Source organism: Nocardioides antri (genome assembly GCF_008373765.1).
GTDB lineage: Bacteria > Actinomycetota > Actinomycetes > Propionibacteriales > Nocardioidaceae > Nocardioides > Nocardioides antri.
Genome location: NZ_VUJW01000001.1, coordinates 403552 through 427861 on the forward strand (window position 1 = coordinate 403552; position 24310 = coordinate 427861).

Below are 24310 nucleotides of genomic sequence, written 5' to 3' on the forward strand. Positions count from 1 at the left end.
CGCGCCGCTGCTGCTGCGCTCGGCCGGCTGCGGCCCTCGAGCCGGCCGGAAGCGGAGCGGACGTCCTGGCTGGCCGCGCTGCGCGACGCGATGTCGCGCCCGCTGACCAACTACTACCTGCTGCTCGGCTCGATCGCGCTGCTGCTGACGATCGGCCTGCTGATGGTCCTGAGCTCGTCGAGCGTCGATGCCTACCAGAGGTTCGGCGACTCCTACGCCACCGTCAAACGCCAGCTGCTGTGGGTCGTCGTCGGCGTCCCACTGGCGTGGGCGGCGTCGCGCGTCTCGCCGCTGTGGGTCCGCCGGCTGGCCTATCCCGCGTTCTCGGTCTCGCTCGCCCTCCTGCTGCTGACCGCGTTCATCGGCGTGGAGGTCAACGGCAACAAGAACTGGGTCGTGATCGGCCCGCTCCAGATCCAGCCGTCGGAGATCGCGAAGCTGTCGCTGATCATCTGGGCGGCTCACATCTACGCCAACAAGGACCGCCGGCTCCGCAGCCTCCACGAGATGATGGTCCCCGTCGTCCCGGGCATGCTGCTGGCGACCGGCCTGGTCGTCGCCGGGCGTGACCTCGGCACCGCGCTGGTGTTCTTCGCGATCCTCGTCGGCATGCTCTGGGTCGTCGGGGCCCCGGCCCGGCTGTTCGTGCTGTGCCTGAGCGTCGTCAGCGTCGTCGCCCTGGGACTGGCCGCCACCGACCCCGAGCGCCTGGAGCGGATCACGACGTTCGTCGATCCGTTCAAGGACTACCACGGCACGGGCTGGCAGCCCGCGCACGGCCTCTACGCCATGTCGAGTGGCGGCATCTTCGGCCAGGGCATCGGCGCCAGCCAGCAGAAGTGGGGCACCCTTCCCGAGGCCCACACCGACTTCATCTTCGCGGTCCTCGGCGAGGAGCTCGGGCTCGTCGGCACCTTGCTGGTCATCGGGCTCTTCCTCGCGATCGCCTACGCCACGCTGCGGATCGGCCGCGAGACCAAGGACCCGTTCGTCCGCTACTGCAGCTTCGGCATCGTGGTCTGGCTCCTCGGCCAGATGATGATCAACGTGGGCATGGTGCTGGCGCTGCTGCCGGTGATCGGCATCCCCCTGCCGCTGGTCTCGTACGGCGGCTCGAGCCTGCTGCCCACGCTGATCGCGCTCGGCCTGGTGGTCGGCTTCGCCCGCCGCGAACCTGCGGCCGCGCGGGCGCTTGCCCAGCGACGTCGTACCCGCGGCGTCGGTCCCCGCCCCCGCTCCACGGGGCTGTCCGCCCGCCGGTAACGTCCCGTGCCGGGTCACGGATCAGCGGTCGGTCGAGCAGTGCGGAGAAGGGGGACGGGGAGATGAAGGTCTTGTTGGCCGGGGGTGGGACCGCCGGCCACACCTCGCCGCTCCTCGCGACGGCGGACGCCCTGGTGCGGCTCGACCCGGCGACCGAGATCACCTGCCTCGGCACCCCGCGCGGCCTCGAGAGCACCGTCGTGCCGGCCGCCGGCTACCCGCTCGAGCTGATCCCGCCCGTCCCGCTGCCGCGACGACCGAACGGCGACCTGGCGCGGGTGCCGTCCCGGCTGCGGGGCGCGGTCAAGGCGACGCTCGAGGTCATCGACCGCGTGCGGCCGGAGGTGATCGTCGGCTACGGCGGCTACGTCTCGATGCCGGCCTACCTCGCGGCGCGCCGGCGCAGGCTGCCTCTGGTGATCCACGAGCAGAACGCGCTGCCCGGCCTCGCCAACAAGGTGGGCGCGCGGATCGCCGACCGGGTCGCCGTGAGCTTTCCCGACACGCCCCTGAAGAAGGCCGAGTACGTCGGTCTGCCGATCCGGCGGATGATCTCGCAGCTCGACCGCTCCGCGCTCCGCGCGGAGGCGCGGGCGTTCTTCGGGCTCGACCCCGACCTGCCGACGCTCGTCGTGACCGGCGGCTCGCTGGGCGCGTGGAAGCTCAACCGCGCGGTGTCCCGCGCGTCCGCAGCGCTCGGCACCGGCGGGGTCCAGGTGCTCCACGTGATCGGAGCGCGGGGCAAGGAGGACCCGGAGTGGGTCGACCCGGTCGACACCGGGACGCCGTACGTCGTCGTGCCGTTCGTCGAGCGGATGGACTACGCCCTCGCCGCCGCCGACCTGATGGTCTGCCGGGCCGGCGCGTCCAGCGTGGTCGAGGCCGCCGCCACCGGGGTGCCGGCGATCTTCGTGCCGCTCGCGCACGGCAATGGCGAGCAGGTCCACAACGCCCGGCCGGTGGTCGCCGCCGGGGGAGCGCTGATGGTCGAGGAGCCTGCCTTCACCGCCGACTACGTCGCTGACACCGTGCCTGCGCTGGCGACCGACCGCGCCCGGCTGGAGGCGATGGGCGCCGCGGCGGCCGGGCTCGTGCCCGCCGACGCCGACGACCACCTCGCGCGCATCGTCGCCGGGACGGCGGCGCGATGAGGATCCCCGTCCCGGAGGAGATCCCGGCCGCGGAGACCCTCGGCCGGGTGCACTTCGTGGGGATCGGCGGTGCCGGCCTCTCGGCGATCGCGCGCCTCATGCACCAGTCCGGCATCGCGGTCAGCGGGAGCGACGCCAACGACTCGGCCGTCGTGCGGGCCCTGCGGAGCGAGGGGATCACGGTGCACCTCGGCCACGACGCCGCGCACCTCGACGGCATCGACACCGTCATCGCCACGACCGCCGTTCGCGAGGACAACCCGGAGATCGTCGCGGCGACCGCCCGCGGCCTCCGGCTCTGGCCGCGGTCGGCAGGCCTCCAGTCGGTGCTGGTGGGCCGGACGGTGGTCGCCATCGCCGGCACCCACGGCAAGACGACGACCACGGCGATGACGACGGTGGCCCTCCAGGAGGCGGGCTTCGACCTCACGTTCGCGATCGGCGCCGAGGTCGAGTCCCTCGGCACCAACGCGCGGCTCGGCACCGGGACGGTCGCCGTCGTGGAGGCCGACGAGTCCGACGGCGCCTTCCTCGTCTACACCCCGGACGTCGCCGTGGTCACCAACGTCGACGCCGACCACCTCGACCACTGGGGCACCGAGGAGGCCTACGAGGCGGCGTTCGCGGAGTTCGCGCGGCGCGCCCGGGTCACCATCGCGGACCGCAGCGACCTGGCCGTCGTGACGGCGGGGTTCTTCGAGGGCGCCACGATCCGCGGCCGCGACCTGTCGACCGAGAACGGGGGCACCCGGTTCCGGGTCGAGGCCTACGGCGAGGACCTCGGCTGGGTCGAGCTCGCCGTGCCGGGACGGCACTACGCGCAGGACGCGCTGTACGCCCTCGCCGTCGGGCTGGAGCTCGGCGCCGACCCTGACGCTCTGATCCGCGGCCTGGCGCGCCACCGCGGGGCGAAGCGGCGGATGGAGCCCATCGGGGAGGTGGCCGGCGTCCGCGTCTACGACAGCTACGCCCACCACCCGAGCGAGATCCGGGGGGACCTGGAGGCCGCCCGGTCGCTGGTCGGCGACGGGCGGCTGGTGGTCTGCTTCCAGCCGCACCTGGTCTCGCGCACCCGGATCTTCGGCGCCGAGATGGGCGCCGCGCTCGGGGCGGCCGACGAGGTCGTCGTCCTCGACATCTACGTCGCCCGCGAGGACCCCGACCCGGAGGTCACCGGCAGGCTGGTCGCGGACGCCGTACCCCTGCCCGCGGAGCGGGTGGTGTTCGTTGCGGATCGTGAGCAGGCGCTCGACATGCTGCTCGAGCGGGTGCGACCCGGCGACGTCGTGCTCACGCTGGGAGCGGGCGACGTCACGACGCTCGCGCCGCGGCTGGTGACGGCGCTCGAGGAGCGGGCCGGTGGCTGACCGCTCCGTGCAGGACCGCAGCCGCCGCCGGTTCGCGCGGCGCCAGTGGGCCCGCCGGTGGCTGGCCTGGCGCCCGCTGCTCGCCCTGGTGCTGCTCCTCGGCGCGATCGGGTTCGCGGTCTACGGCATCTACTTCTCTCCCTGGTTGCGGGTCGAGGGCGCCGAGGTGACCGGGACGTCACAGCTGGCGGAGGCGGAGGTGCTCGCCGCCGCGGACGTCCCGACGGGGGACGCGCTCGCCCGGGTCGACCTGGCGGTCATCGAGGCCCGGATCGAGGGCAGGCTCACGGCGGTCAGGTCCGTCGACGTGTCCCGGCAGTGGCCCCACGACCTGCGGATCGAGATCGAGGAGTGGCGGCCGCTGGCCGTCGTCGACGGGGACAGCTCCTATGAGTTCCTGGCGCAGAGCGGCGACACGTTCACCTTCCAGGCGATGCCGACGCGCCCGCCGGCCGACCTGCCGCTGGTGCGGGTCGGCTCCGAGGCGGACCTCCGCGCGCTGGAGGAGGCCGCCGCGGTGGTGGCGTCCCTCGACGGGGAGGTGACGAAGCTGGTCGACCACATCGAGGTCGAGACCGCCGACCGGATCGTGCTTGCGCTGAGCGAGGGCCGGACCGTCCAGTGGGGGAGCTCGGCGCAGTCCGACGAGAAGGCCCGGGTTCTGCTCACCCTGCTCGACGAGCGCCCCCAGGCGACGACGTACGACGTCAGCGTGCCGGGTCTCCCCGCGACCCGGTAGCCGATCCGCGGCCACTGCGGCGATCCGACCGTCCTTCTCCGGCGTGTCTGCGGGGACCGGGGTGCCGTCGTACCTAATGTCATGGACACCACGAGGTTGACATAACTATAACCCTCAGGATGAGGGTAAGGGTTCCGGCGGGACAAGCTTTCAGGGGAAGGAAGACGGCGTGGCTGCTGCACAGAACTACCTGGCCATCATCAAGGTCGTAGGCATCGGTGGCGGCGGGGTCAACGCCGTCAACCGGATGATCGAGGTCGGACTCAAGGGCGTCGAGTTCATCGCGATCAACACCGACGCGCAGGCGCTGCTGATGAGCGACGCCGACGTGAAGCTCGACATCGGTCGTGAGCTCACCCGGGGACTCGGCGCAGGCGCCAACCCCGACGTGGGCGGCAGGGCCGCCGAGGACCACGCGGAGGAGATCGAGGAGGTCCTCAAGGGGGCCGACATGGTCTTCGTCACCGCCGGCGAGGGCGGCGGCACGGGCACCGGCGGCGCGCCGGTCGTGGCGCGGATCGCCCGTTCGCTGGGCGCCCTGACCATCGGCGTCGTCACCCGGCCGTTCGTGTTCGAGGGCGCGCGCCGCAAGAAGTCGGCCGACGAGGGCATCGAGCGGCTCCGCGAGGAGGTCGACACCCTCATCGTCATCCCGAACGACCGGCTCCTGCAGATCTCCGACCGCAACGTCTCCGTCATGGACGCGTTCCGGCAGGCCGACCAGGTCCTGCTCCAGGGTGTGTCGGGCATCACCGACCTGATCACCACGCCGGGCCTCATCAACGTCGACTTCGCCGACGTCAAGGCCGTCATGAGCAACGCCGGCTCGGCGCTCATGGGCATCGGCTCGGCCCGGGGCGAGGACCGCGCCGTCGCCGCCGCCGAGATGGCGGTGAGCAGCCCGCTGTTGGAGGCCTCGATCGACGGCGCCCACGGCGTGCTGCTCTCGGTGGCCGGCGGCTCCGACCTCGGCATCTACGAGATCAGCCAGGCAGCGGGGATGGTCCAGGAGGCCGTCCACGCCGACGCCAACATCATCTTCGGCGCGATCATCGACGACGCGCTCGGTGACGAGGTGCGGATCACGGTCATCGCCGCCGGCTTCGACGGTGGCACGCCGCCGAAGAAGCGCGAGGTCGGCAGCGCCCTGCGACGGGACACCCGTCCCCAGCAGACCCAGGAGGAGATGCGCGCCGCCGTCGCGCCTCGTCGCGAGGCCGCGGAGCCGGCCGCCGAGTCGCCCGCCCCGGCCAGGCAGGAGTCGCCGGCCGAGCAGCCGGCCGTTCCGGTGGGGGTGCGGCCCGCCGCGACGCCGATCCACTACGACGACGACGAGCTGGACGTGCCGGACTTCCTGAAGTAGGTCGTGTTCTCCTTCCGCGAAACCTGCAGACCCGACCCGGACTCTCCTGACGGGGTCCGGGTCGAGGTCGCGTTCACCGACGCCACCCTCGACCTCCAGGGGGAGAAGGACGGCTTCGCGCTGGCCCTCGAGGCCGTGGGGGAGGCGACCGGCGTCCCGTTCGCCCGGCTCAGCCAGGTGCACGGCGCCGATGTCGTGACCGTCGTCGACGACCCTCCGGTCGGTCCCTCCGACGACGTGCCGAGCGCCGACGCGTTGGTCACCACCCGACCCGGCACCGGTCTGATGGTCCGCGTGGCCGACTGCGTCCCGGTCGTCCTCGCCGACCCGGCGGCCGGGGTGATCGGCGCCGCCCACGCCGGCCGGCTCGGCATGGCGCTCGACATCGTGGGCAGGACCGTCGAGCGGATGCAGGCGCTGGGCGCTGCGGATGTCCGCGCCTGGATCGGCCCGCACGTGTGCGGCCGCTGCTACGAGGTGCCGGAGTCGATGCGCCGCGAGGTCGGCGCCGTCGTACCCGCCGCGATGTCGGAGACGTCCTGGGGCACGCCCGCCCTCGACCTCGGCGCCGGCGTCGAGGCCCAGCTGGCAGCCGCGGGGGTGACCGCGGTGCGCGTCGACCGCTGTACCCTGGAGGACGAGAGCCTCCACTCCTTCCGCCGCGACGGCGCCGCGGCCGGTCGGTTCGCCGGGCTGGTGTGGATCCGATGAGCTCCTCGCGACGGGCCGAGATCGCCGCCAACCTCGCCGCGGTGCGCGAGCGGATCGCCGTCGCGTGCGCGGCGGCCGCCCGCGACGCCGACGAGGTGACCCTCGTCGTTGTCACCAAGTACTTCCCCGCCTCCGACGTACGGCTGCTCGTCGACCTCGGGGTCGCCGACGTGGGCGAGAACCGCCACCAGGAGGCCGAGGCCAAGCACCGGGAGTGCGCCGACCTGCGCCAACCAGGGGGACCGGTGCTGCGGTGGCACTTCGTCGGTGGCCTGCAGAGCAACAAGGCCGCCGCGGTGGCGGCGTACGCCGACGTCGTGCACTCCGTCGACCGCGCCAAGCTCGTGCAGCGGCTCGACGCCGGGGCGCAGGACCGGCCGGGTCCGATCGACGTGCTCCTCCAGGTCAGCCTCGACCCGCCCGACCGGCCCGGCCGTGCGGGCGCCGACCCTGCCGACCTGCCGGAGCTGGCCGCCCTCGTCGAGGCCGCGAGCAGGCTCCGGCTGCGCGGCCTGATGGCGGTCGCCCCGCTCGGCGAGGACCCGGCGGCGGCGTTCGCCCGGCTCGCCGACGTACGTCGTGACTTCGTCGCTGCCCACCCCGCTGCGGACCGGCTCTCGGCCGGGATGAGTGGTGATCTGGAAGCGGCGATCAGGGCCGGCGCGACACACGTGCGCGTCGGCACCGCGGTCCTCGGATCGAGGCCCTCGGTCCAGTAATGTCCAAATACAAGAGTGCTCCCCGCGTGGGGGCAGACAACTCAGCAGACAGGCGGAGGCAACAGCCATGAGCGGTGCGATGCGCAGGATCGGTGAGTACCTCGGCCTGCTCGAGGACACCGGTTACGACGACTACGACAGCGATGCCTACGACGCCCAGGAGACCGCTCCTGCTCGTGAGGCCCGCGCGGAGCGGCAGGCCCGCGTCCGTCCCGCCCCCGTCGCCGACATCAACGAGCGCCGTCGTCCCGCGCCCGCGCCGGCCGTCGGCGTGGTCGCCGAGCTCTCGCGGATCACGACCCTGCACCCGCGCACCTACAACGAGGCCCGCGCCGTGGGGGAGCAGTACCGTGACGGCACGCCGGTGATCATGAACCTCTCGGAGATGGACGACGCCGACGCGAAGCGCTTGGTCGACTTCGCCGCCGGCCTGATCTTCGCCACCCGGGGCAGCATCGAGCGGGTCACCAACAAGGTCTTCCTGCTGTCGCCCCCCAACGTCACCGTGGCCGCCGCCGACAAGCAGCGCATCGCCGAGGGCGGCTTCTTCAACCAGAGCTGACTTGATTGTCCGAGCGTGTCGCAGACGGTGACCGGAGGCTGACCGGTCAGCCCGGCCGCGGCGGGTTGGGCGGCGCCCCCTAGGATCGCCGCAGCCCCGCCAGCCACCCCGAGGAAGTGTCGTTGTACGTCGCCGGCCAGATCATTCATGGCATCCTCTGGACCTTCATCGGCCTGCTCTGGGTGCGCTTCATCGTCGACTGGGTCCAGGTCTTCGCCCGGTCGTGGGAGCCCCGAGGTGTCCTGCTCGTGCTGCTGGAGATCGTGTACTCGATCACGGACCCGCCGATCAACGCGCTGAGACGGGTGATCAAGCCGATCCGGATCGGCAGTTTCGCCCTCGACCTGAGCTTCATCCTGGTCATGATCCTGGCCTATGTGGCCCTCTGGCTGACGACCGTCATCTTCTTCGCCTGAGTCGCCGAGTCTCGACCGACGCGGGTCAGGCGCTATTGTTCGCGGGACAGCAAGTGTCCGTTTCTAAATAGTTAGGTGAGGTCATGCCGCTGACGCCCGAGGACGTGAGCAACAAGCGCTTTACCCCCGTCCGGCTCCGTGAGGGCTACGACATGGGTGAGGTCGACCAGTTCCTCGATGAGGTTGAGGCCGAGCTCGCCCGTCTGACCGCCGAGAACGACGAGCTGCGCGCCAAGCTGGCCGCGGCCCAGTCCGGCTCCCCGACGACCGACACCTCGCCGGCCCTCGCGGCGGTTCCCGCGACGCCCGCGCCCGAGGTGGTCCCCACCCCCGCTCCCACGCCCGTTGCCGCCGCGCCGGTCACCGGCGAAGTCGCCGGCGGTGTCGAGACCATCCGCGTCGAGACCGTCCCCGAGGCGTCGAACGCCGCGGCCCGGCTGCTCGAGATCGCGACCCGCAACGCCGACGAGCTCGTCGAGGAAGCCAAGAACGAGGCCGACCGCATCGTCGGCGAGGCGCGCACCAAGGCCGAGCGGCTCGAGAACGAGTCGAAGGGCAAGGCGGACCGCCTGGAGTCCGACGCCCGTACCCGCGCCGAGATGCTCGACGCCGAGACCGCCGAGCGCCGTACCCAGCTCTTCGCGGACCTCGAGAAGGAGCGCGACCGTCTCAGCGTCGAGGTGGAGAACCTGCGCTCGTTCGAGCGCGAGTACCGCTCGCGTCTCAAGAGCTACTTCACCCAGCAGCTCGAGTCGCTGCAGACTCCGGGTGACTCCATCGCTCCGACTGACGAGTCGCCCGCGCCGAAGCGGCTGCGGTCGATCCTCGGCGAGGAAGAGCGCTGACCCACCGGTCACCTCTCGGACCAACGCCGGCCGGCCCCGCAGCTGCGGGGCCGGTCGCGTTTTTCGTCATGCTGAATCTCGGTGGGCGGAGTGGCTTCTTGGTGAGCGAGACCACAGCGGCTAACCTCCGTGCAGCCTGCAGCCCCCGCTGCGGGTGAATCCCTCCGGAGGAGGCCCCGCAGCATGGCCGCTACCACGAAGAAGTCGTTGGCCGGGCGCACCGCGTCCGCCGCCGGCAAGATCATCGGTCGGCGCCGTACGGCGGCCTCCGCGGCCGCCGCCGAGAAGGCCGCGGCGAAGAAGGCCGCACCGGCGAAGAAGAACGCGTCGACCGAGAAGAACGCTTCGACGAAGAAGGCCGCCCCGGCGAAGAAGAGCGCTCCGGCGAAGAAGGCCGCCCCGGCGAAGAAGAGCGCTCCGGCGAAGAAGACCTCCCCGGCGAAGAAGAGCGCTCCGGCGAAGAAGACCGCAGCTGCCAAGAAGAGCGCACCGGCCAAGAAGGCCGCTCCGGCCAAGAAGAGCGCTCCGGCGAAGAAGAGCGCTCCGGCCAAGAAGACCGCACCGGCCAAGAAGACCGCACCGGCCACGAAGACCGCTCCCGCCAAGAAGGCCGCTCCCGCCAAGAAGAGCGCACCGGCCAAGAAGACCGCACCGGCCAAGAAGGCTGCACCTGCGTCGCTGGTCGTGCTCGAGGGCGAGGAGGCGTGGTCGAAGGCCGAGCTGTCCGACGTCCTCGCGGAGCTCCACGAGCAGCGCGCCCACAGTGCCGAGATCGTGGCGGCGCAGGAGGAGGACCTCTCCGGGCTGCTGCGCGACGCCGGTGACGGCGCCGGCCAGGACCAGGCGGACATCGGGGCGACGAGCTTCGAGCGCGACCACGAGCTCACCGTGCTCAACCACGAGCGGGAGAAGCTGGCCCAGATCGACCGGGCGATCGCCCGCATCGCCGACGGCTCCTACGGGGTGTGCGAGTCCTGTGGCAACGCGATCGGGAAGATGCGGTTGATGGCCTTTCCGCGTGCCACACTGTGCATGACATGCAAGCAGCGCGAGGAACGTCGGTAGACAGCAGCGACAGCGGATCTGCCGACCGGCGGGGGAGCTTCCTCGCAAGCCGTGCGGCCTGGGTGCTGTTCGCGGTCGTGGCGGCCGTCCTGTACGCCGCCGACCAGCTCTCGAAGCGCGCCGCGGTCGAGCACCTCTCCCGGGGCGAGGACGTCCAGGTCGTCGGCGACCTGCTCCAGCTGCACCTGACCCGCAACCCCGGTGCGGCGTTCTCCCTCGGCACGCAGTTCACCATCGTCCTCACCTGCCTCGCGATCTGCGCGACGGCGGTCGTGCTGTGGGCGAGCCGCAACCTCGTGGACCGGGTGTGGGCGGCGGGGCTCGGTTGCCTCCTCGCCGGCATCACCGGCAACCTCACCGACCGGATGCTCCGCGAGCCCACGCCGTTCCGCGGCCACGTCGTCGACTTCCTCCAGCTGCCGAACTGGCCGATCTTCAACGTCGCCGACATCGCCATCAACGTCGGCGCCGGCCTCATCCTGCTGCAGGTCTTCCGCGGCGTCCGGATGGACGGGACCCGCCACCGGGACGACGAGGACGCCGCATGAACACTGTCGACCACCGGAGCCTGCGGGTTCCGGACGGCCTCGAGGGCGAGCGCGTCGACGTCGCGATGGCGCAGCTGTTCGGGGTCTCCCGCTCCCGCGCCGCGGAGCTCATCGCCGACGGCCGGGTGCGCCTGGACGGCGCCGACGTCAGCAAGAGCGAGCGGGTCCTCCCGGGCGCCGTGCTCGACGTCGAGATCCCGGTGGAGGCGGACCCGCTCGAGGTGGTTCCGGAGATCGTCGAGGGCATCAAGATCATCCACGACGACCCTGCGATCGTCGTGATCGACAAGCCGGTCGGCGTCGCCGTCCATCCGTCACCGGGATGGCGCGGTCCGACGGTCGTCGGCCACCTCGCCGGTGCCGGCTTCCGGATCTCGACGTCCGGCGCCAAGGAGCGCGAGGGCATCGTGCAGCGGCTCGACGTCGGCACCTCGGGCGTGATGGTGATCGCGAAGTCCGAGCACGCCTACTCGATCCTCAAGAACGCCTTCCGCCGGCGCACGGTCGACAAGACGTACCACGCGCTGGTCCAGGGCCACCCCGACCCGCTCTCCGGCACGGTCGACGCCCCGATCGGGCGGCACCCCGGGGCCGACTACAAGTTCGCGGTCATGGACGGCGGCCGGGCCAGCGTCACGCACTACGAGACGCTGGAGGCGCACCGTTTCGCCAGCCTGCTCGAGGTGCACCTCGAGACCGGGCGGACGCACCAGATCCGGGTCCACATGGCGGCGCTGCGCCACCCCTGCTGCGGCGACCTGACGTACGGCGCCGACCCGGTGCTCGCACGCCGGCTCGGCCTCAACCGGCAGTGGCTGCACGCCGTGCGCCTCGGGTTCGAGCACCCGGAGACCGGCGACTACGTCCAGTACGAGTCGACGTACCCCGACGACCTCCAGCACGCGCTCGACGTCATCCGCGACAGCGACTGACAGCGCTCTGGACCCCGCCGCTCCTGGGCTGGAGAATGGCCGCCGGGGACGAGGAGGTGCCCGGATGAGACGGCTGGCGGGCTTCGCGCTCGCACTCGTGGTCAGCTCCTGGTCGCTACCACCGGGACCTGCTGACGGCTCGTCGGTCGCCGGCGCGGGTGCTCCGGCCGAGACCGGCCAGCGCTACCGGGAGTACGTCGCACTCGGCGACTCGTGGACGGCCGGCATCCAGACCTCGACGCCGCCGAGCACGACGGGCCGCACACCGCGCGGCTGCCAGCAGTCCGGCGCCAATTACCCCCGCCAGGTGGCCGACGCCCTCGGCGTCACCAGGTTCCGGGACGCGAGCTGCGTGGGCGCGTCGACCCGCCACCTGCGCCGGCCGCAGTGGGTGGACGGCGAGCGGAACCCGCCTCAGCTCGACCGGCTGCGGCGGACCACCGACCTGGTCACCCTGGGCATTGGTGTCAACAACTCCAGGCTCTTCGCAGCGATCGGGAGGTGCATGACCCGCTTCGCCCTGGGGAGCTGCCGGTCGAACTACGTCCGGGCCGGCGTGGACGAGATGAGCGAGGCCATCGCGGCAACCCTCCCCAGGCTGGCTGCCGCGATCGACGGCATCCGGGCGCGCGCGCCCCGGGCCCGTGTCCTCGTGGTCAACTACCTCAACGGCCTGCCAGCCGACGGCAGCAGCTGCTCCGGGATCTCGCGCTCCGACATGCGGTGGTTCCAAGCACGGTTCCTCCAGCTGAACGGCATGCTGGCCAGGGCCGCACGTCGCAAGGGGGTCGAGCTGGTCGACACCTACAGGCTCTCGCTCGGGCGCGACATGTGCCAAGCGCCCACCGTGCGGTTCGTGGACGGGCTCGTGCCGTTGTCGTCCGGCGGCGTCGGACAGAGGTTCCACCCCAACCAGCGCGGAGCCGATGCCCAGGCACGGATCGTTCTGCGCGCCGTCCGCCGCTGAGCCGGTGACATCCGAAGTGGTGCTGAGGCACGCGACCGAGGAGGACCTCTCGGCGATCGCCGAGGTCTTCCTCGCCGCGCGCGCCGCGTCCTTCCCGGCGATGCCTCCGTCGATCCACCCGCCGGGCGAGGTGCACGCGTTCTACGGAGCCCTCGACCTCGTGTCGGGCGAGCGGGAGACGTGGGTCGCCGAGGACGCCCGGGGGATCGTGGCCTTCGTCGAGCTGAAGGGCGACTGGCTCGACGACCTCTACGTGCTGCCCGAGGCGCAGGGGGAGGGCATCGGCTCGGCGCTCCTCGACCTGGCCAAGTCACTGCGGCCGGACGGCTTCTCGCTGTGGGTGTTCGAGTCCAACACGCCCGCGCGGGCGTTCTACGCCGCACACGGACTGGTCGAGCGGGAGCTCACCGACGGCAGCGGCAACGAGGAGAAGGCGCCTGACATCCGGATGGAGTGGCCGGGCCGATCCGGTGTCGGTGGGTTGCCCTAGTTTCGGTCCCGAGGTCGCGTAGGCTGATGCCCTTCCCCGACCGCATCTCTGTCCAGGACCGCCGTCCACGACCCTTTCGAGGAGCCTTCAGCACCGATGGCAGCTGCCGGGGACTTCGTCCATCTGCACGTCCACACGGAGTACTCCATGCTGGACGGTGCGTCGTTGCTCGACGGCCTCTTCGCCCGGGTGAGCGACCTCGGCATGTCGTCGATCGCGATGACGGACCACGGCAACCTCCACGGTGCCTACGACTTCTACTCCAAGGCGAAGAAGCACGGCATCCGGCCGATCATCGGCATCGAGGCCTACCTCACGCCGCAGACCGACCGCTCCGAGCGGCGCAGGGTCAAGTGGAGCAAGGGCGGCGGTTTCAACGGGGCGGAGGAGGGCGGCGACGACGTTGCCGGTGGCGGTGCCTACACCCACATGACGATGTGGGCCGCGACCACCGAGGGCATGCACAACCTGTTCCGGCTCTCGTCGCGCTCGAGCCTCGAGGGGTTCTTCTACAAGCCGCGGGCCGACCGCGAGCTGCTCAACCAGTACGCCCAGGGTCTGATCGCGACGACCGGGTGCCCGTCGGGCGAGATCCAGACCCGGCTCCGCCTGGGGCAGTACGACGAGGCCCGCCGCTCCGCCGCGGAGTTCCAGGAGATCTTCGGCAAGGAGAACTTCTTCCTGGAGCTGATGGACCACGGTATCGACATCGAGAAGCGGGTCCGCGACGACCTCCTGCGCCTCGGCAAGGAGCTCGGCATCCCGCCGGTCGCCACCAACGACTCCCACTACAACAACCCCGACGACGCCGACGCCCACGACGCCCTCATCTGCGTCGCGTCCGGCAAGCGGCTGTCCGACACCAACCGGCTCAAGTTCGACGGCGGGGGCTACTACATCAAGTCCGCAGCCGAGATGCGTGAGCTGTGGGCCGACCGGTTCGGGATGCCCGAGGCCTGCGACAACACGCTGGCGATCGCGGAGCGGTGCGAGGTCGAGTTCACCGAGTCGACCGGCGGCTACATGGCCCGTGCCGACGTGCCGGCCGGCGAGACCGAGGAGTCCTGGTTCGTCAAGGAGGTCTGGCGCGGGATCGAGTCGCGCTACCCCGGGGACCAGCTGACGCCCGAGGTCAAGCAGCGCGTCGACATGGAGCTCGGCGTCATCGCGTCCAAGGGCTACTGCGGCTACTACCTCGTGGTCGCCGACTTCATCAACTGGGCCAAGGACAACGGGATCCGGGTCGGACCCGGTCGTGGGTCCGGCGCGGGCTCGATCGCGGCGTACGCACTCCGGATCACCGACCTCTGCCCGCTCGAGCACGGCCTGATCTTCGAGCGCTTCCTCAACCCCGAGCGCCCTTCGATGCCCGACTTCGACATCGACTTCGACGAGCGTCGGCGCGGCGAGGTCATCCAGTACGTCAGCGAGAAGTACGGCAGCGAGCGGGTCGCGCAGATCGCCACCTTCGGCCGGCTCAAGGCCAAGGCCGCCATCAAGGACGCCGCCCGGGTGCTCGACTACGGCTTCGCGGTCAGCGACCGGATCACGAAGGCGCTCCCGCCCGACATCATGGGCAAGGGCGTTCCGCTCAAGGAGATCTTCAACCCGGACCACAAGCGCTACGGCGACGGGGCGGAGTTCCGCTCGCTCTACGAGCAGGACACCGACGTCCGCACGATCTACCAGACGGCGGTCGGTCTGGAGGGCCAGATCCGCAACTGGGGCGTGCACGCGGCCGGCGTGATCATGTCGAGCGAGCCGCTGATCGACATCGTGCCGATCATGGCCCGTCCGCAGGACGGCGCGATCATCACCCAGTTCGACTACCCGATGTGCGAGGCGCTCGGGCTGGTCAAGATGGACTTCCTGGGCCTGCGCAACCTGACCGTTCTCGACGACGCGATCGACAACATCCGCGCCAACCGGGGCGAGGAGGTCGTGCTCGAGGAGCTCCCGTTCGACGACCCGGCGACCTACGAGCTCCTGTCAGCGGGCGACACGCTCGGCGTCTTCCAGCTCGACGGCGGCCCGATGCGCGCGCTGCTGCGCAGCATGCGGCCCGACAAGTTCGCCGACATCTCCGCGGTCGGCGCGCTCTACCGGCCGGGCCCGATGGGCGCCGACTCCCACAACAAGTACGCCCGCCGCAAGAACGGCCGGGAGCCGATCGACCCGATCCATCCCGAGCTGGCGACCGCGCTGGAGCCGGTCCTGGGAGAGACCTACGGCCTCATCGTCTACCAGGAGCAGGTGATGGAGATCGCCCAGGTCCTGGCGGGCTTCTCGCTGGGACAGGCGGACAACCTCCGCCGGGCGATGGGCAAGAAGAAGAAGGAGGAGCTGGACAAGCAGTACGCCGGATTCCAGAGCGGCATGCTCGAGCGGGGCTACTCCCAGGCTGCGATCACCGCCCTGTGGAACATCCTGCTCCCGTTCTCCGACTACGCCTTCAACAAGGCGCACTCCGCGGCCTACGGCGTGGTGTCCTACTGGACCGCCTACCTCAAGGCCAATTACACCGCCGAGTACATGGCCGCGCTCCTCACCTCGGTGAAGGACGACAAGGACAAGATGGCGGTCTACCTGGGGGAGTGCCGCCGCCTCAAGATCCAAGTGCTGCCGCCGGACGTCAACGAGTCCGCGAAGAACTTCACTCCGGTCGGCACGGATATCCGGTTCGGCATGACCGCCATCCGCAACGTCGGCGCCAACGTCGTCGAGCAGATCGTCGCCGCGCGGGAGAGCAAGGGCCGCTACGAGTCGTTCAACGACTTTCTCGACAAGGTGCCGGCGCTGGTCTGCAACAAGCGGGTCATCGAGTCCCTCATCAAGGCGGGCGCGTTCGACGACCTCAAGCACAAGCGCCGTGCGCTGGTCGCGATCCACGAGACGGCCGTCGACCAGTACGTCGACATCAAGCGCAACGAGGCGATCGGCCAGGACTCGCTCTTCGCCGGGCTCGACGACCTCGAGGGCGGCGACTTCGGGGTCACCGTGACCATCCCCGAGGTCGAGGAGTGGGACAAGACGACGCTGCTCGGTCACGAGCGCGACATGCTCGGCCTCTACGTCTCCGACCACCCGCTGCTCGGCCTCGAGCACGTCCTCGCCGGCAGTGCCGACTGCACCATCGGCGAGCTGATGACCGACCCCGATGGCACCGCTCGACCTGACGGCGCCACGGTGACCGTGAGCGGGCTGGTCACGGCCGTCCAGCGCAAGATCACCAAGAAGGGCGACCCGTGGGCCATGATCACCCTCGAGGACCTCGAGGGTGCGATCGAGGTGCTGCTCTTCCCGAGCGCCTACCAGCTCGCCAGCCCCCACCTGGTGCCCGACGCGATCATCACGGTCAAGGGCCGGCTCTCGCGGAGCAAGGAGCAGCCGGAGCTGCACGGTCAGGAGATCAGCGTCCCCGACCTCGAGTCGCGCACCGACGGCCCGGTCGTGATCAGCCTGCCGTCGACCCGTTGCACGGGTCCCGTCATCGCGCAGCTGAAGGAGGTGCTCGGCACCCATCCCGGCCTGACCGAGGTGCGGCTCCGGCTGCTGACCCGTGACGCCACCAAGGTCATGCGGCTCGACGACCGGTTGCGGGTCTCACCAAGCCCGGCGCTCTTCGCGGACCTCAAACAGCTGCTGGGTCCCGGGTGCCTGGCAGGATGACGGGGTGACCGAGCAACAGACCGTGCCACCGCCTCCTGCGCCGGCCGACGAACGCCGACGGGTGGCTTGGCGCGACGTCGCGGTCGTCGGCGGAGCGGTGGTCGTCGCCTCGGCAGCGGTCGGCGCCCTCGGGGGCTGGCTCTGGTACCTCTGGTGGGGCCCACCTGCCCCGGGGAAGATCTTCGAGACGGACAGCGGGATCAAGTGGTACCCCGACCCCTGGGACCCCGGACAGCACCAGGTCTTCGCCGGCACCGCCGAGTACGCCCTGATCGGGCTCGCCGGCGGCGTCCTGCTCGGCTTCGGCGCGGTCGTCGTCGGGCGACGACAGGCCTTCGCAGCGCTGGCCGCGCTGGTGGTCGGCAGTGCGCTCGCGGCGTACGTCGCCTTCCTCGTCGGCACCACGCTCAGCCCGCCGGACCCGCAGGGCTACGCGACCGCCGACCACGTCGGCGAGGAGTACCCCGCCGCGATCGAGGTGACCGGGTGGACGCCGTACCTCCTGTGGCCGGCCGGTGCGCTCATCGGGTTCTGCAGTGCGGTCGTGCTCCTCTCCGGTGCGGGCGAGGTGCGGCGCCAGCAGGTCGATCAGCAGCAGGCCGGCAACTGGCTGGAGCCGGTCAAGACCGCCCGATCGGAGCAGTCACCGCAGCCGTGAGGCGGACCAGGTCGCCCGGCGCGAGCTCGACCTCGAGGCCACGTCGGCCGGCAGACACGAAGACCGTCGGGTGCTCGAGCGCCGTCTCGTCCACGACGGTCGGGTGCGCCCGCTTCTGGCCGAGCGGTGAGATGCCGCCGACGACGTAGCCCGTCGCCCGCTCGGCGGCACGCGGCTCGGCCATCGCCGCCTTCCGGCCGTCCACCGCGCGCGCCAGCGTTTTGAGGTCGAGCTGTCTGGCCACCGGCACGACCGCGACCGTCAGGGTGCCGTCGACGTCGGCGAGCAGGGTCTTGAAGACGCGGGCGGGGGAGACGCCGAGTGCGGCGGCTGCCTCCTCGCCGTACGACTGCGACCGCGGGTCGTGGGGGTAGTCGTGCACCGTGAAGGGGACCGACGCGGCGGTCAGCGCAGTGGTGGCCGGCGTGCCGCCAGGACGTTGCTTCCGGGCCATCGGGTCAGTTGGGGGACCACCGGGTGCGGGCGACCTCCGTCGCCGGCAGCGACGTGATCACGTTCATCGCCTGGAGCTCGGTGCGCAGGAGCTCGGTCACGAGCACCAGCCGCTCCTCGGCGTCGGACGCCTCCAGCAGCTGCTGCCGCTCGGCCATCGGCAGCGGCGCGCAGGCGGCGAGCACCCACGACAGGTAGGCCGGGTCCGTCGGCAGCGAGCCACGGTAGGGATCGGCGGAGATCTCGCTGAGTGCCTGGCGGTACGCCGTGAACGTGGCGCGCGCCCGGTGGACCAGCTCCGCCGGCACGGAGACCGTCGGCTCGGGGAGGTCGTCGACCTCGCCGACGGGGAACAGGTCGCCGCGCTCGAGGCGGTCGAGCCGGATCCGGTCGCGGCCGACGGCGACGATGTCGAACGTCCCGTCCTCGTGCGCATCGACCTCGGTCAGCTGCAGCCGGACCCCCACCCGGAACAACGACTGGGCGCCGTGGTCCCCGACCTCGTAGCCCTCCCGGATCGCCACCGACCCGAACACCCGCTCCGCCGGGTCCTCGATCCGCAGCAGGTGGTGCATCAGCGCCCGGTACCGGTCCTCGAACACGCGCAGCGGCACGGTGACCCCCGGGAACACGACGGTGCTCAGCGGGAACATCGGCAGCCGGTCGGTCACGCTCCCAACCTAGCGAGGACGTGTCCAGCCGTCGTCACGACACGGAGCCGGGAGGTCACGACGAATAGAATCGGCCCATGTCCCTCATCCGTCGCATCGACCTGCGCGCGGCCGACCCTGCATCCTCGGGGGCCGACTACCGCGCAGCCGTGCCCCGCGCCGACTTCGACGTCGAAGCCGCGGTGCCTGCAGTGCATGCGATCTGCGAGGAGGTCCGCACCGGCGGGCTGGACGCCATCCGCGACCTGGGCGAGCGTTTCGACGGGGTCCGGGTCGACGACATCCGGGTGCCGGTCGCGACGATGACTGCCGCCCTCGAGCAGCTCGACCCGGCCGTCCTGGCGGGCCTCGAGGAGTCGATCGCGCGGCTCCGCGCGGCGAGCATCAACGAGCTCGAGGCCGACGCCGTCACCGAGCTCGGTCCCGGTGCGACCGTGACCCACCGCAAGGTGCCGGTCGGCCGGGTCGGTCTCTACGTCCCCGGTGGCCTGGCGCCGCTGGTCTCCACCGTGGTCATGAACGTCGTCCCCGCGCAGGTCGCCGGGGTCGAGTCGATCGCTCTCTCGAGCCCGCCCCAGCGGGAGTACGGCGGCCTGCCGCACCCGACGATCCTCGCTGCCTGCGCGCTGCTCGGCGTCGACGAGGTCTACGCCGTCGGCGGTGCCCAGGCGATCGCGATGTTCGCGTACGGCGTGGGCCCCTGTCCCAAGGTGGACCTGGTCACCGGCCCGGGCAACATCTACGTCGTCACCGCGAAGCGGATCCTCAAGGGCCTGGTCGGCATCGACTCCGAGGCAGGTCCGACCGAGGTCGCGATCCTCGCCGACGAGACCGCCGACCCGGTCTACGTCGCGGCCGACCTGGTCGCCGAGGCGGAGCACGACCCGTTGGCGGCCGCCGTCCTGGTGACGACGAGCGAGGAGCTCGCCGACGCCGTCGACGCCGAGCTCGAGACCCAGGTCGCGGCGACCAAGCACAGCGAGCGGGTCCGCACCTCGCTCGGCGGCTCGCAGTCCGCGGTCGTCCTGGTCCGCGACCTCGAGCAGGGACTGGCCGTCGTCGACGCCTACGCGTCGGAGCACCTCGAGATCCACACCGCCGACGCCGCGGCATGGGCGGCGCGGGTCCGCAACGCCGGTGCGATCTTCATCGGCCCGCACGCACCGACCGCCCTCGGCGACTACTGCGCGGGCTCCAACCACGTGCTGCCGACCGGCGGTTGCGCATGCCACTCGTCCGGCCTGTCGGTCCGCGCGTTCATCAAGTCGATCCACGTCGTCGACTACACGCGTGAGGGCCTGGCCGCGGTCAAGGACCACGTGATCACCCTCGCCGAGGCCGAGGACCTCCCCGGTCACGGCGCATCGGTCGCGGTGAGGTTCGAGTGAGCTTTCCGCCGATCCGCCCCGAGCTCGCCGGGATCGAGCCGTACGGGGCGCCGCAGCTGCCTGCCGACGTGGCGCCCGTCCAGCTCAACGTCAACGAGAACCCCTACGGGCCGTCGGACGAGTGCGTCGCCGACATCGCGGCCTCCGCGGCCGAGGCGGCACGCACGCTCAACCGCTACCCCGACCGCGAGTTCGTAGCGCTGCGGACCGCGCTGGCGTCGTACCTCTCGCGGGACGTGCCGGGCGAGATCACGCCCGACCGGGTGTGGGCGGCGAACGGCTCCAACGAGGTCATGCTGCAGCTGCTGCAGGCGTTCGGCGGGCCGGGACGCACGGCGCTGAGCTTCGCGCCGACGTACTCGATGTATCCGGAGTACGCCCGCGACACCATGACCACGTGGGTCGCCGGCCGCCGTGAGGACGACTTCTCGCTCGACCTGGACCGGGCGCGCGCGATGGTCGAGGAGGTCCGGCCGGACGTCGTGCTGCTGCCGAGCCCCAACAACCCGACCGGCACCGCGCTGCCGCCCGAGGCGGTCACGGTCCTCTGCGAGGCGGTGGGCGGCTCCGCCGGCTCCGGCGGAGGCATCGTCGTCGTCGACGAGGCGTACGGCGAGTTCCGCCGGTCCGGCGTACCCAGCGCCCTCGAGCTCCTGCCCGCGCACCGCAACCTGGTGGTCACCCGGACGATGAGCAAGGCCTTCGCGGCCGCCGGGCTGCGACTGGGCTACCTCGCTGCCGACCCGGCGATCTGCGACGCGATCCGGGTGGTACGGCTGCCCTACCACCTGTCCGCGGTGACCCAGGCGACCGCGCTGGCGGCGCTGCGGCACGCCCCGGAGCTGCTCGGCAACGTCGACCAGCTGCGCGCACAGCGCGACAAGACGGTGGCCTGGCTGCGGGACCAGGGACTCGAGGTCGCGGAGAGCGACGCCAATTTCTGCTTGTTCGGCACCTTCGGGGATCGTCATGCTGTCTGGCAGGGACTGCTCGACCGGGGTGTGCTGATCCGGGAGACCGGTCCCGACGGATGGTTGCGGGTGTCCATCGGGACCCCGACGGAGATGGCGGCGTTCGAGGACGCCCTCGTCGCAGTGATGAAGGAGCTCTGAGGATCCGAATGAGCAGAACTGCCCGCATCGAGCGGCAGACGAGCGAGTCCAAGGTGCTCGTCGAGGTCGACCTCGACGGCGCCGGTCGCCACGACGTCTCCACCGGGGTCGGGTTCTACGACCACATGCTCATCTCGTTCGCGCGGCACGCGCTGCTCGACCTCACGGTGCGGACCGAGGGCGACACCCACATCGACGCCCACCACACGGTCGAGGACACCGCGATCGTCCTGGGGCAGGCGCTGCGCGAGGCTCTCGGCGACAAGGTCGGCATCCGTCGCTTCGGCGACGCGACCGTGCCGCTCGACGAGGCGCTCGTCCAGGCGGTCGTCGACGTGTCCGGGCGTCCCTACTGCGTGCACACCGGCGAGCCGGAGGGACAGCAGTACGTCGCGCTCGGCGGGGGCGGTGACAACGTCCCCTACCTCGGCTCGCTGACCCGCCACGTCTTCGAGACGATCGCCTTCCACGCCCACCTCGCGCTCCACGTCCGGGTGCTCGCCGGCCGCGAGCCGCACCACATCGTGGAGACGCAGTTCAAGGCGTTCGCCCGGGCGTTCCGCGACGCGGTCGCCCTCGACCCGCGCGAGACGGGGATCCCCTCCACGAAGGGTGCTCTGTAGAGGTGTCGTCGCCGTCTGTGGTTGTCCTGGACTACGGCTCCGGCAACCTGCGGTCCGCCGTGCGCGCGGTCGAGCGCGCGGGTGCCGCGGTCACCCTGACCTCCGACCTCGACCTGGCGATGGAGGCCGACGGCCTGCTGGTGCCGGGTGTGGGCGCCTACGCCGCCTGCATGCGGGGCCTGCGTGCGATCCGCGGGGAGCGGGTCATCGCGCGCCGCCTGTCCGGCGGCCGCCCGGTGCTCGGCATCTGCGTGGGCATGCAGATCCTGTTCGAGCGAGGCATCGAGCACGGAGTCGAGACCGAGGGCTGCGGCGAGTGGCCGGGTGTCGTCGAGCGGATCCAGGCGCCGATCGTCCCGCACATGGGCTGGAACACCGTCGACGTGCCCGTGGGCACCCGCCTGTTCGCCGGCATCGAGGACGAGCGGTTCTACTTCGTGCACTCGTACGCCGTCCGCGACTGGACCCTCGTCACGAACGACCGCACGCCCGACTCCCACCAGCCGCGGGTGACGTGGGCGGAGCACGGCGGCGACCGGTTCGTCGCGGCGGCCGAGAACGGGCCGCTGTCCGCGACCCAGTTCCACCCCGAGAAGTCCGGCGATGCCGGTGCCGCACTACTGAGGAACTGGGTGAACTCACTTGTCTGACTACCTCGAGCTGCTCCCCGCCGTCGACATCAAGGGCGGGCAGGCTGTCCAGCTCGTCCAAGGTGTCGACGGCTCCGAGAAGCGCTTCGGCGACCCGATCGAGGCTTCCCTGCGCTGGCAGGAGGCCGGCGCCGAGTGGATCCACCTCGTCGACCTCGACGCGGCGTTCGGCCACGGCAACAACCGCGCGCTCCAGGCTCAGATCGTCGGGAAGCTCGACATCAAGGTCGAGATGAGCGGCGGCATCCGCGACGACGAGTCGCTGGAGGCGGCGATGGCGACCGGGTGCCGGAGGGTCAACATCGGGACGGCCGCGCTTGAGCGGCCGGAGTGGTGCGCGAAGGCGATCGCGACGTACGGCGACCGGGTGGCGGTCGGGCTCGACGTCCGCGGCCGCACACTGGCTGCCCGCGGCTGGACCCAGGAGGGCGGCGACCTCTACGAGACGCTCGCCCGGCTCGACTCCGAGGGCTGCGCCCGCTACGTCGTCACCGACGTCAACAAGGACGGGATGCTCCAGGGCCCGAACCTCCAGCTGCTGCGCGACGTCTGCGCCGCGACCGACCGTCCGATCGTCGCGTCCGGCGGCGTGACGACGCTCGACGACATCCGCGCGCTGATGGACCTGGTCCCGCTCGGGGTCGAGGGCGCCATCGCCGGAACCGCCCTCTACACCGGGCAGTTCACGCTCGAGGACGCGCTCGCGCTGACCCGCCCGGACCGCCCATGAGCCTCGCCGTCCGGGTCATCCCGTGCCTCGACGTCGACGCGGGGCGCGTGGTGAAGGGCATCAATTTCAAGGAGCTGCGCGACGCCGGCGACCCGGTCGAGCTCGCCCGGACCTACGACGCCGAGGGGGCCGACGAGCTGACGTTCCTCGACATCTCCGCCTCCCACGAGGGACGGGCAACGACGCTCGAGATCGTCTCCGCGACTGCGGAGCAGGTCTTCATCCCGCTCACCGTCGGCGGCGGCATCCGTAGCGTGGAGGACGTCGACCGCATGCTGCGGGCCGGCGCCGACAAGATCGCCGTCAACACCGCCGCCATCCACCGGCCCGAGCTGGTCGCCGAGATCGCCGACCGGTTCGGCAACCAGGTCCTGGTCCTGTCGGTCGACGCCCGTCGCGCGCCGGGCACGGACTCCGGGTTCGAGGTCACCACGCACGGCGGCCGCAAGTCGGCCGGGCTCGACGCCATCGCCTGGGCCGTGCAGGCGGCCGAGCTCGGATCCGGCGAGATCCTCCTCAACGCGATGGACGCCGACGGCACCGAGGACGGATTCGACCTCGAGCTGATCGAGGCCGTGCGGCGCGAGGTCTCCATCCCCGTCATCGCCTCCGGCGGAGCAGGCGCGGCCGAGCACTTCCCGCCCGCGGTGGAGGCAGGTGCGGACGCCGTCCTCGCCGCGACCATCTTCCACTTCGGCAAGGTGCGGATCGGCGACGTCAAGCAGTCGCTCGGCGACGCGGGCTATCCGGTGCGCTGAGTCCCGTTCGCCGTCGGCCGGGCATGGCTCGGCCGAGACTGAAGCTCGACCGCGCCCATCGTGGGCAGCTTCCCGTCGGCAAAGAGGACGTTGACGTTGCCGAGGAAGCCGTCCTCGGCGTGCGGAGCGGTGACCCACAGGACGATGTTGCTCGCCATCATCTGCTCGAACTGCTCGCGGGACATGCCCATCCGGTCGGTCAGGTCGTCCATGGTCGAGCTGTCGGAGAGTGCCTCCTGCATCTTGTCCCGGTCGAACTCCTCCCAGTCCGACGGGAGGTCGAAGGACACCTCCGCCTCGTCGACGGAGAACGAGCGGGTGTCCTCGGAGGCAGACCCGCCGGCCGACCGCATCGAGCCATCGCCCGAGCAGGCCCCGGCCAATGACAGGACGGCCAGGCACACACCCGTGGCGACGGCTCAGGGAAGGTCATTCACGCGCAGAAACCTGCGGTGCGTGT

General features: G+C 71.3%; 25 protein-coding genes and 1 pseudogene. 23 read left to right on the plus strand and 3 right to left on the minus strand.

The window, feature by feature from the left end; genetic code table 11:
- The first annotated feature begins 90 nt into the window (after positions 1-90).
- From ftsW to F0U47_RS02045, 17 genes and pseudogenes are all read left to right on the plus strand, one after another.
- A complete protein-coding gene (ftsW, locus tag F0U47_RS01965) occupies positions 91-1263 on the plus strand; it encodes a putative lipid II flippase FtsW (protein ID WP_149748620.1) in 1173 nt (390 codons plus the stop codon).
- Positions 1264-1325: 62 nt separating this feature from the next.
- Positions 1326-2414 (plus strand): undecaprenyldiphospho-muramoylpentapeptide beta-N-acetylglucosaminyltransferase, encoded by a 1089-nt coding sequence (murG, locus tag F0U47_RS01970; protein ID WP_149748621.1) that lies wholly within the window; start codon positions 1326-1328, stop codon positions 2412-2414.
- Complete coding sequence (gene murC / locus F0U47_RS01975) at positions 2411-3781, plus strand: UDP-N-acetylmuramate--L-alanine ligase (RefSeq protein ID WP_149748622.1); 1371 nt, start codon at positions 2411-2413, stop codon at positions 3779-3781. The genes murG and murC overlap by 4 nt, the downstream gene beginning before the upstream one ends.
- Complete coding sequence (locus tag F0U47_RS01980; RefSeq protein WP_149748623.1) at positions 3774-4520, plus strand: cell division protein FtsQ/DivIB; 747 nt, start codon at positions 3774-3776, stop codon at positions 4518-4520. The genes murC and F0U47_RS01980 overlap by 8 nt, the downstream gene beginning before the upstream one ends.
- A gap of 169 nt (positions 4521-4689) precedes the next feature.
- Positions 4690-5635: pseudogene (ftsZ, locus tag F0U47_RS01985) on the plus strand (cell division protein FtsZ); the annotation flags it as partial.
- Positions 5636-5886: 251 nt separating this feature from the next.
- A complete protein-coding gene (locus F0U47_RS01990) occupies positions 5887-6594 on the plus strand; it encodes a purine nucleoside phosphorylase YfiH/LACC1 family protein (protein ID WP_149748625.1) in 708 nt (235 codons plus the stop codon).
- Positions 6591-7313 carry a YggS family pyridoxal phosphate-dependent enzyme gene (locus F0U47_RS01995; protein WP_149748626.1) on the plus strand — a complete coding sequence of 241 codons (723 nt, stop codon included), beginning with the start codon at positions 6591-6593 and terminating at the stop codon, positions 7311-7313. The genes F0U47_RS01990 and F0U47_RS01995 overlap by 4 nt, the downstream gene beginning before the upstream one ends.
- Positions 7314-7380: 67 nt before the next feature.
- Positions 7381-7875 (plus strand): cell division protein SepF, encoded by a 495-nt coding sequence (locus F0U47_RS02000; RefSeq protein ID WP_149748627.1) that lies wholly within the window; start codon positions 7381-7383, stop codon positions 7873-7875.
- A gap of 116 nt (positions 7876-7991) precedes the next feature.
- Positions 7992-8291 (plus strand): YggT family protein, encoded by a 300-nt coding sequence (locus F0U47_RS02005; RefSeq protein WP_246159377.1) that lies wholly within the window; start codon positions 7992-7994, stop codon positions 8289-8291.
- Between the two features lie 83 nt (positions 8292-8374).
- Entirely contained in the window at positions 8375-9136 is a 762-nt protein-coding gene (locus F0U47_RS02010; RefSeq protein WP_149748628.1) for a DivIVA domain-containing protein, read from the plus strand.
- 183 nt (positions 9137-9319) lie between these two features.
- Positions 9320-10201: a TraR/DksA family transcriptional regulator gene (locus F0U47_RS02015; RefSeq protein ID WP_149748629.1), complete on the plus strand. Its 882-nt coding sequence runs from the start codon at positions 9320-9322 to the stop codon at positions 10199-10201.
- A complete protein-coding gene (gene lspA / locus F0U47_RS02020; protein ID WP_149748630.1) occupies positions 10174-10749 on the plus strand; it encodes a signal peptidase II in 576 nt (191 codons plus the stop codon). Before F0U47_RS02015 ends, lspA begins: the two co-directional genes overlap by 28 nt.
- Positions 10746-11681 (plus strand): RluA family pseudouridine synthase, encoded by a 936-nt coding sequence (locus tag F0U47_RS02025; RefSeq protein WP_149748631.1) that lies wholly within the window; start codon positions 10746-10748, stop codon positions 11679-11681. The genes lspA and F0U47_RS02025 overlap by 4 nt, the downstream gene beginning before the upstream one ends.
- 64 nt (positions 11682-11745) lie before the next feature.
- Positions 11746-12648: an SGNH/GDSL hydrolase family protein gene (locus F0U47_RS02030; RefSeq protein WP_149748632.1), complete on the plus strand. Its 903-nt coding sequence runs from the start codon at positions 11746-11748 to the stop codon at positions 12646-12648.
- A 4-nt stretch (positions 12649-12652) separates the two neighbouring features.
- Positions 12653-13138: a GNAT family N-acetyltransferase gene (locus F0U47_RS02035; protein ID WP_246159378.1), complete on the plus strand. Its 486-nt coding sequence runs from the start codon at positions 12653-12655 to the stop codon at positions 13136-13138.
- A gap of 96 nt (positions 13139-13234) precedes the next feature.
- Positions 13235-16807: a DNA polymerase III subunit alpha gene (gene dnaE / locus F0U47_RS02040; protein ID WP_149748633.1), complete on the plus strand. Its 3573-nt coding sequence runs from the start codon at positions 13235-13237 to the stop codon at positions 16805-16807.
- A 4-nt stretch (positions 16808-16811) separates the two neighbouring features.
- Positions 16812-17465: a hypothetical protein gene (locus tag F0U47_RS02045; RefSeq protein WP_149748634.1), complete on the plus strand. Its 654-nt coding sequence runs from the start codon at positions 16812-16814 to the stop codon at positions 17463-17465.
- On the opposite strand, the gene ybaK is transcribed toward F0U47_RS02045, so the two are convergent.
- Entirely contained in the window at positions 17428-17919 is a 492-nt protein-coding gene (ybaK, locus tag F0U47_RS02050; RefSeq protein WP_149748635.1) for a Cys-tRNA(Pro) deacylase, read from the minus strand. The two genes, F0U47_RS02045 and ybaK, sit on opposite strands and share 38 nt — an antisense overlap.
- 4 nt (positions 17920-17923) lie before the next feature.
- Entirely contained in the window at positions 17924-18589 is a 666-nt protein-coding gene (locus F0U47_RS02055; RefSeq protein WP_149748636.1) for an LON peptidase substrate-binding domain-containing protein, read from the minus strand.
- 77 nt (positions 18590-18666) lie between these two features.
- Here F0U47_RS02055 and hisD point away from each other — a divergent pair, with 77 nt between their 5' ends.
- Genes hisD through hisF form a run of 6 tightly spaced genes read left to right on the plus strand, consistent with a single transcriptional unit; the run spans position 18667 to position 23850 of the window.
- Positions 18667-19977, plus strand: a complete 1311-nt coding sequence (gene hisD / locus F0U47_RS02060) for a histidinol dehydrogenase (RefSeq protein ID WP_149748637.1) — start codon at positions 18667-18669, stop codon at positions 19975-19977.
- A complete protein-coding gene (locus F0U47_RS02065) occupies positions 19974-21089 on the plus strand; it encodes a histidinol-phosphate transaminase (protein WP_149748638.1) in 1116 nt (371 codons plus the stop codon). The genes hisD and F0U47_RS02065 overlap by 4 nt, the downstream gene beginning before the upstream one ends.
- Positions 21090-21097: 8 nt before the next feature.
- On the plus strand, positions 21098-21712 hold the full coding sequence (gene hisB, locus F0U47_RS02070) for an imidazoleglycerol-phosphate dehydratase HisB (protein WP_149748639.1): 615 nt from the start codon (positions 21098-21100) through the stop codon (positions 21710-21712).
- Positions 21713-21714: 2 nt separating this feature from the next.
- Entirely contained in the window at positions 21715-22362 is a 648-nt protein-coding gene (gene hisH, locus F0U47_RS02075; protein WP_149748640.1) for an imidazole glycerol phosphate synthase subunit HisH, read from the plus strand.
- Positions 22355-23092, plus strand: a complete 738-nt coding sequence (gene priA, locus F0U47_RS02080; RefSeq protein ID WP_149748641.1) for a bifunctional 1-(5-phosphoribosyl)-5-((5-phosphoribosylamino)methylideneamino)imidazole-4-carboxamide isomerase/phosphoribosylanthranilate isomerase PriA — start codon at positions 22355-22357, stop codon at positions 23090-23092. The genes hisH and priA overlap by 8 nt, the downstream gene beginning before the upstream one ends.
- Positions 23089-23850, plus strand: a complete 762-nt coding sequence (gene hisF, locus F0U47_RS02085; RefSeq protein WP_149748642.1) for an imidazole glycerol phosphate synthase subunit HisF — start codon at positions 23089-23091, stop codon at positions 23848-23850. Before priA ends, hisF begins: the two co-directional genes overlap by 4 nt.
- Here the strand turns inward: hisF and F0U47_RS02090 are convergent.
- Positions 23835-24203, minus strand: coding sequence for a hypothetical protein (locus tag F0U47_RS02090; protein ID WP_149748643.1), 369 nt, complete (start codon positions 24201-24203; stop codon positions 23835-23837). The two genes, hisF and F0U47_RS02090, sit on opposite strands and share 16 nt — an antisense overlap.
- Positions 24204-24310 lie beyond the last annotated feature (107 nt).

What these genes read in the sequence shown, in the direction of transcription:
- ftsW (WP_149748620.1), top strand. Translation starts at nt 91, where the DNA reads ATGTCGCGCCCGCTGACCAACTACTACCTGCTGCTCGGCTCGATCGCG.
- murG (WP_149748621.1), top strand. Translation starts at nt 1,326, where the DNA reads ATGAAGGTCTTGTTGGCCGGGGGTGGGACCGCCGGCCACACCTCGCCG.
- murC (WP_149748622.1), top strand. Translation starts at nt 2,411, where the DNA reads ATGAGGATCCCCGTCCCGGAGGAGATCCCGGCCGCGGAGACCCTCGGC.
- F0U47_RS01995 (WP_149748626.1), top strand. Translation starts at nt 6,591, where the DNA reads ATGAGCTCCTCGCGACGGGCCGAGATCGCCGCCAACCTCGCCGCGGTG.
- F0U47_RS02000 (WP_149748627.1), top strand. Translation starts at nt 7,381, where the DNA reads ATGAGCGGTGCGATGCGCAGGATCGGTGAGTACCTCGGCCTGCTCGAG.
- F0U47_RS02010 (WP_149748628.1), top strand. Translation starts at nt 8,375, where the DNA reads ATGCCGCTGACGCCCGAGGACGTGAGCAACAAGCGCTTTACCCCCGTC.
- F0U47_RS02015 (WP_149748629.1), top strand. Translation starts at nt 9,320, where the DNA reads ATGGCCGCTACCACGAAGAAGTCGTTGGCCGGGCGCACCGCGTCCGCC.
- lspA (WP_149748630.1), top strand. Translation starts at nt 10,174, where the DNA reads ATGCAAGCAGCGCGAGGAACGTCGGTAGACAGCAGCGACAGCGGATCT.
- F0U47_RS02025 (WP_149748631.1), top strand. Translation starts at nt 10,746, where the DNA reads ATGAACACTGTCGACCACCGGAGCCTGCGGGTTCCGGACGGCCTCGAG.
- F0U47_RS02030 (WP_149748632.1), top strand. Translation starts at nt 11,746, where the DNA reads ATGAGACGGCTGGCGGGCTTCGCGCTCGCACTCGTGGTCAGCTCCTGG.
- dnaE (WP_149748633.1), top strand. Translation starts at nt 13,235, where the DNA reads ATGGCAGCTGCCGGGGACTTCGTCCATCTGCACGTCCACACGGAGTAC.
- ybaK (WP_149748635.1), bottom strand. Translation starts at nt 17,919, where the DNA reads ATGGCCCGGAAGCAACGTCCTGGCGGCACGCCGGCCACCACTGCGCTG.
- hisD (WP_149748637.1), top strand. Translation starts at nt 18,667, where the DNA reads ATGTCCCTCATCCGTCGCATCGACCTGCGCGCGGCCGACCCTGCATCC.
- hisB (WP_149748639.1), top strand. Translation starts at nt 21,098, where the DNA reads ATGAGCAGAACTGCCCGCATCGAGCGGCAGACGAGCGAGTCCAAGGTG.
- hisF (WP_149748642.1), top strand. Translation starts at nt 23,089, where the DNA reads ATGAGCCTCGCCGTCCGGGTCATCCCGTGCCTCGACGTCGACGCGGGG.
- F0U47_RS02090 (WP_149748643.1), bottom strand. Translation starts at nt 24,203, where the DNA reads ATGCGGTCGGCCGGCGGGTCTGCCTCCGAGGACACCCGCTCGTTCTCC.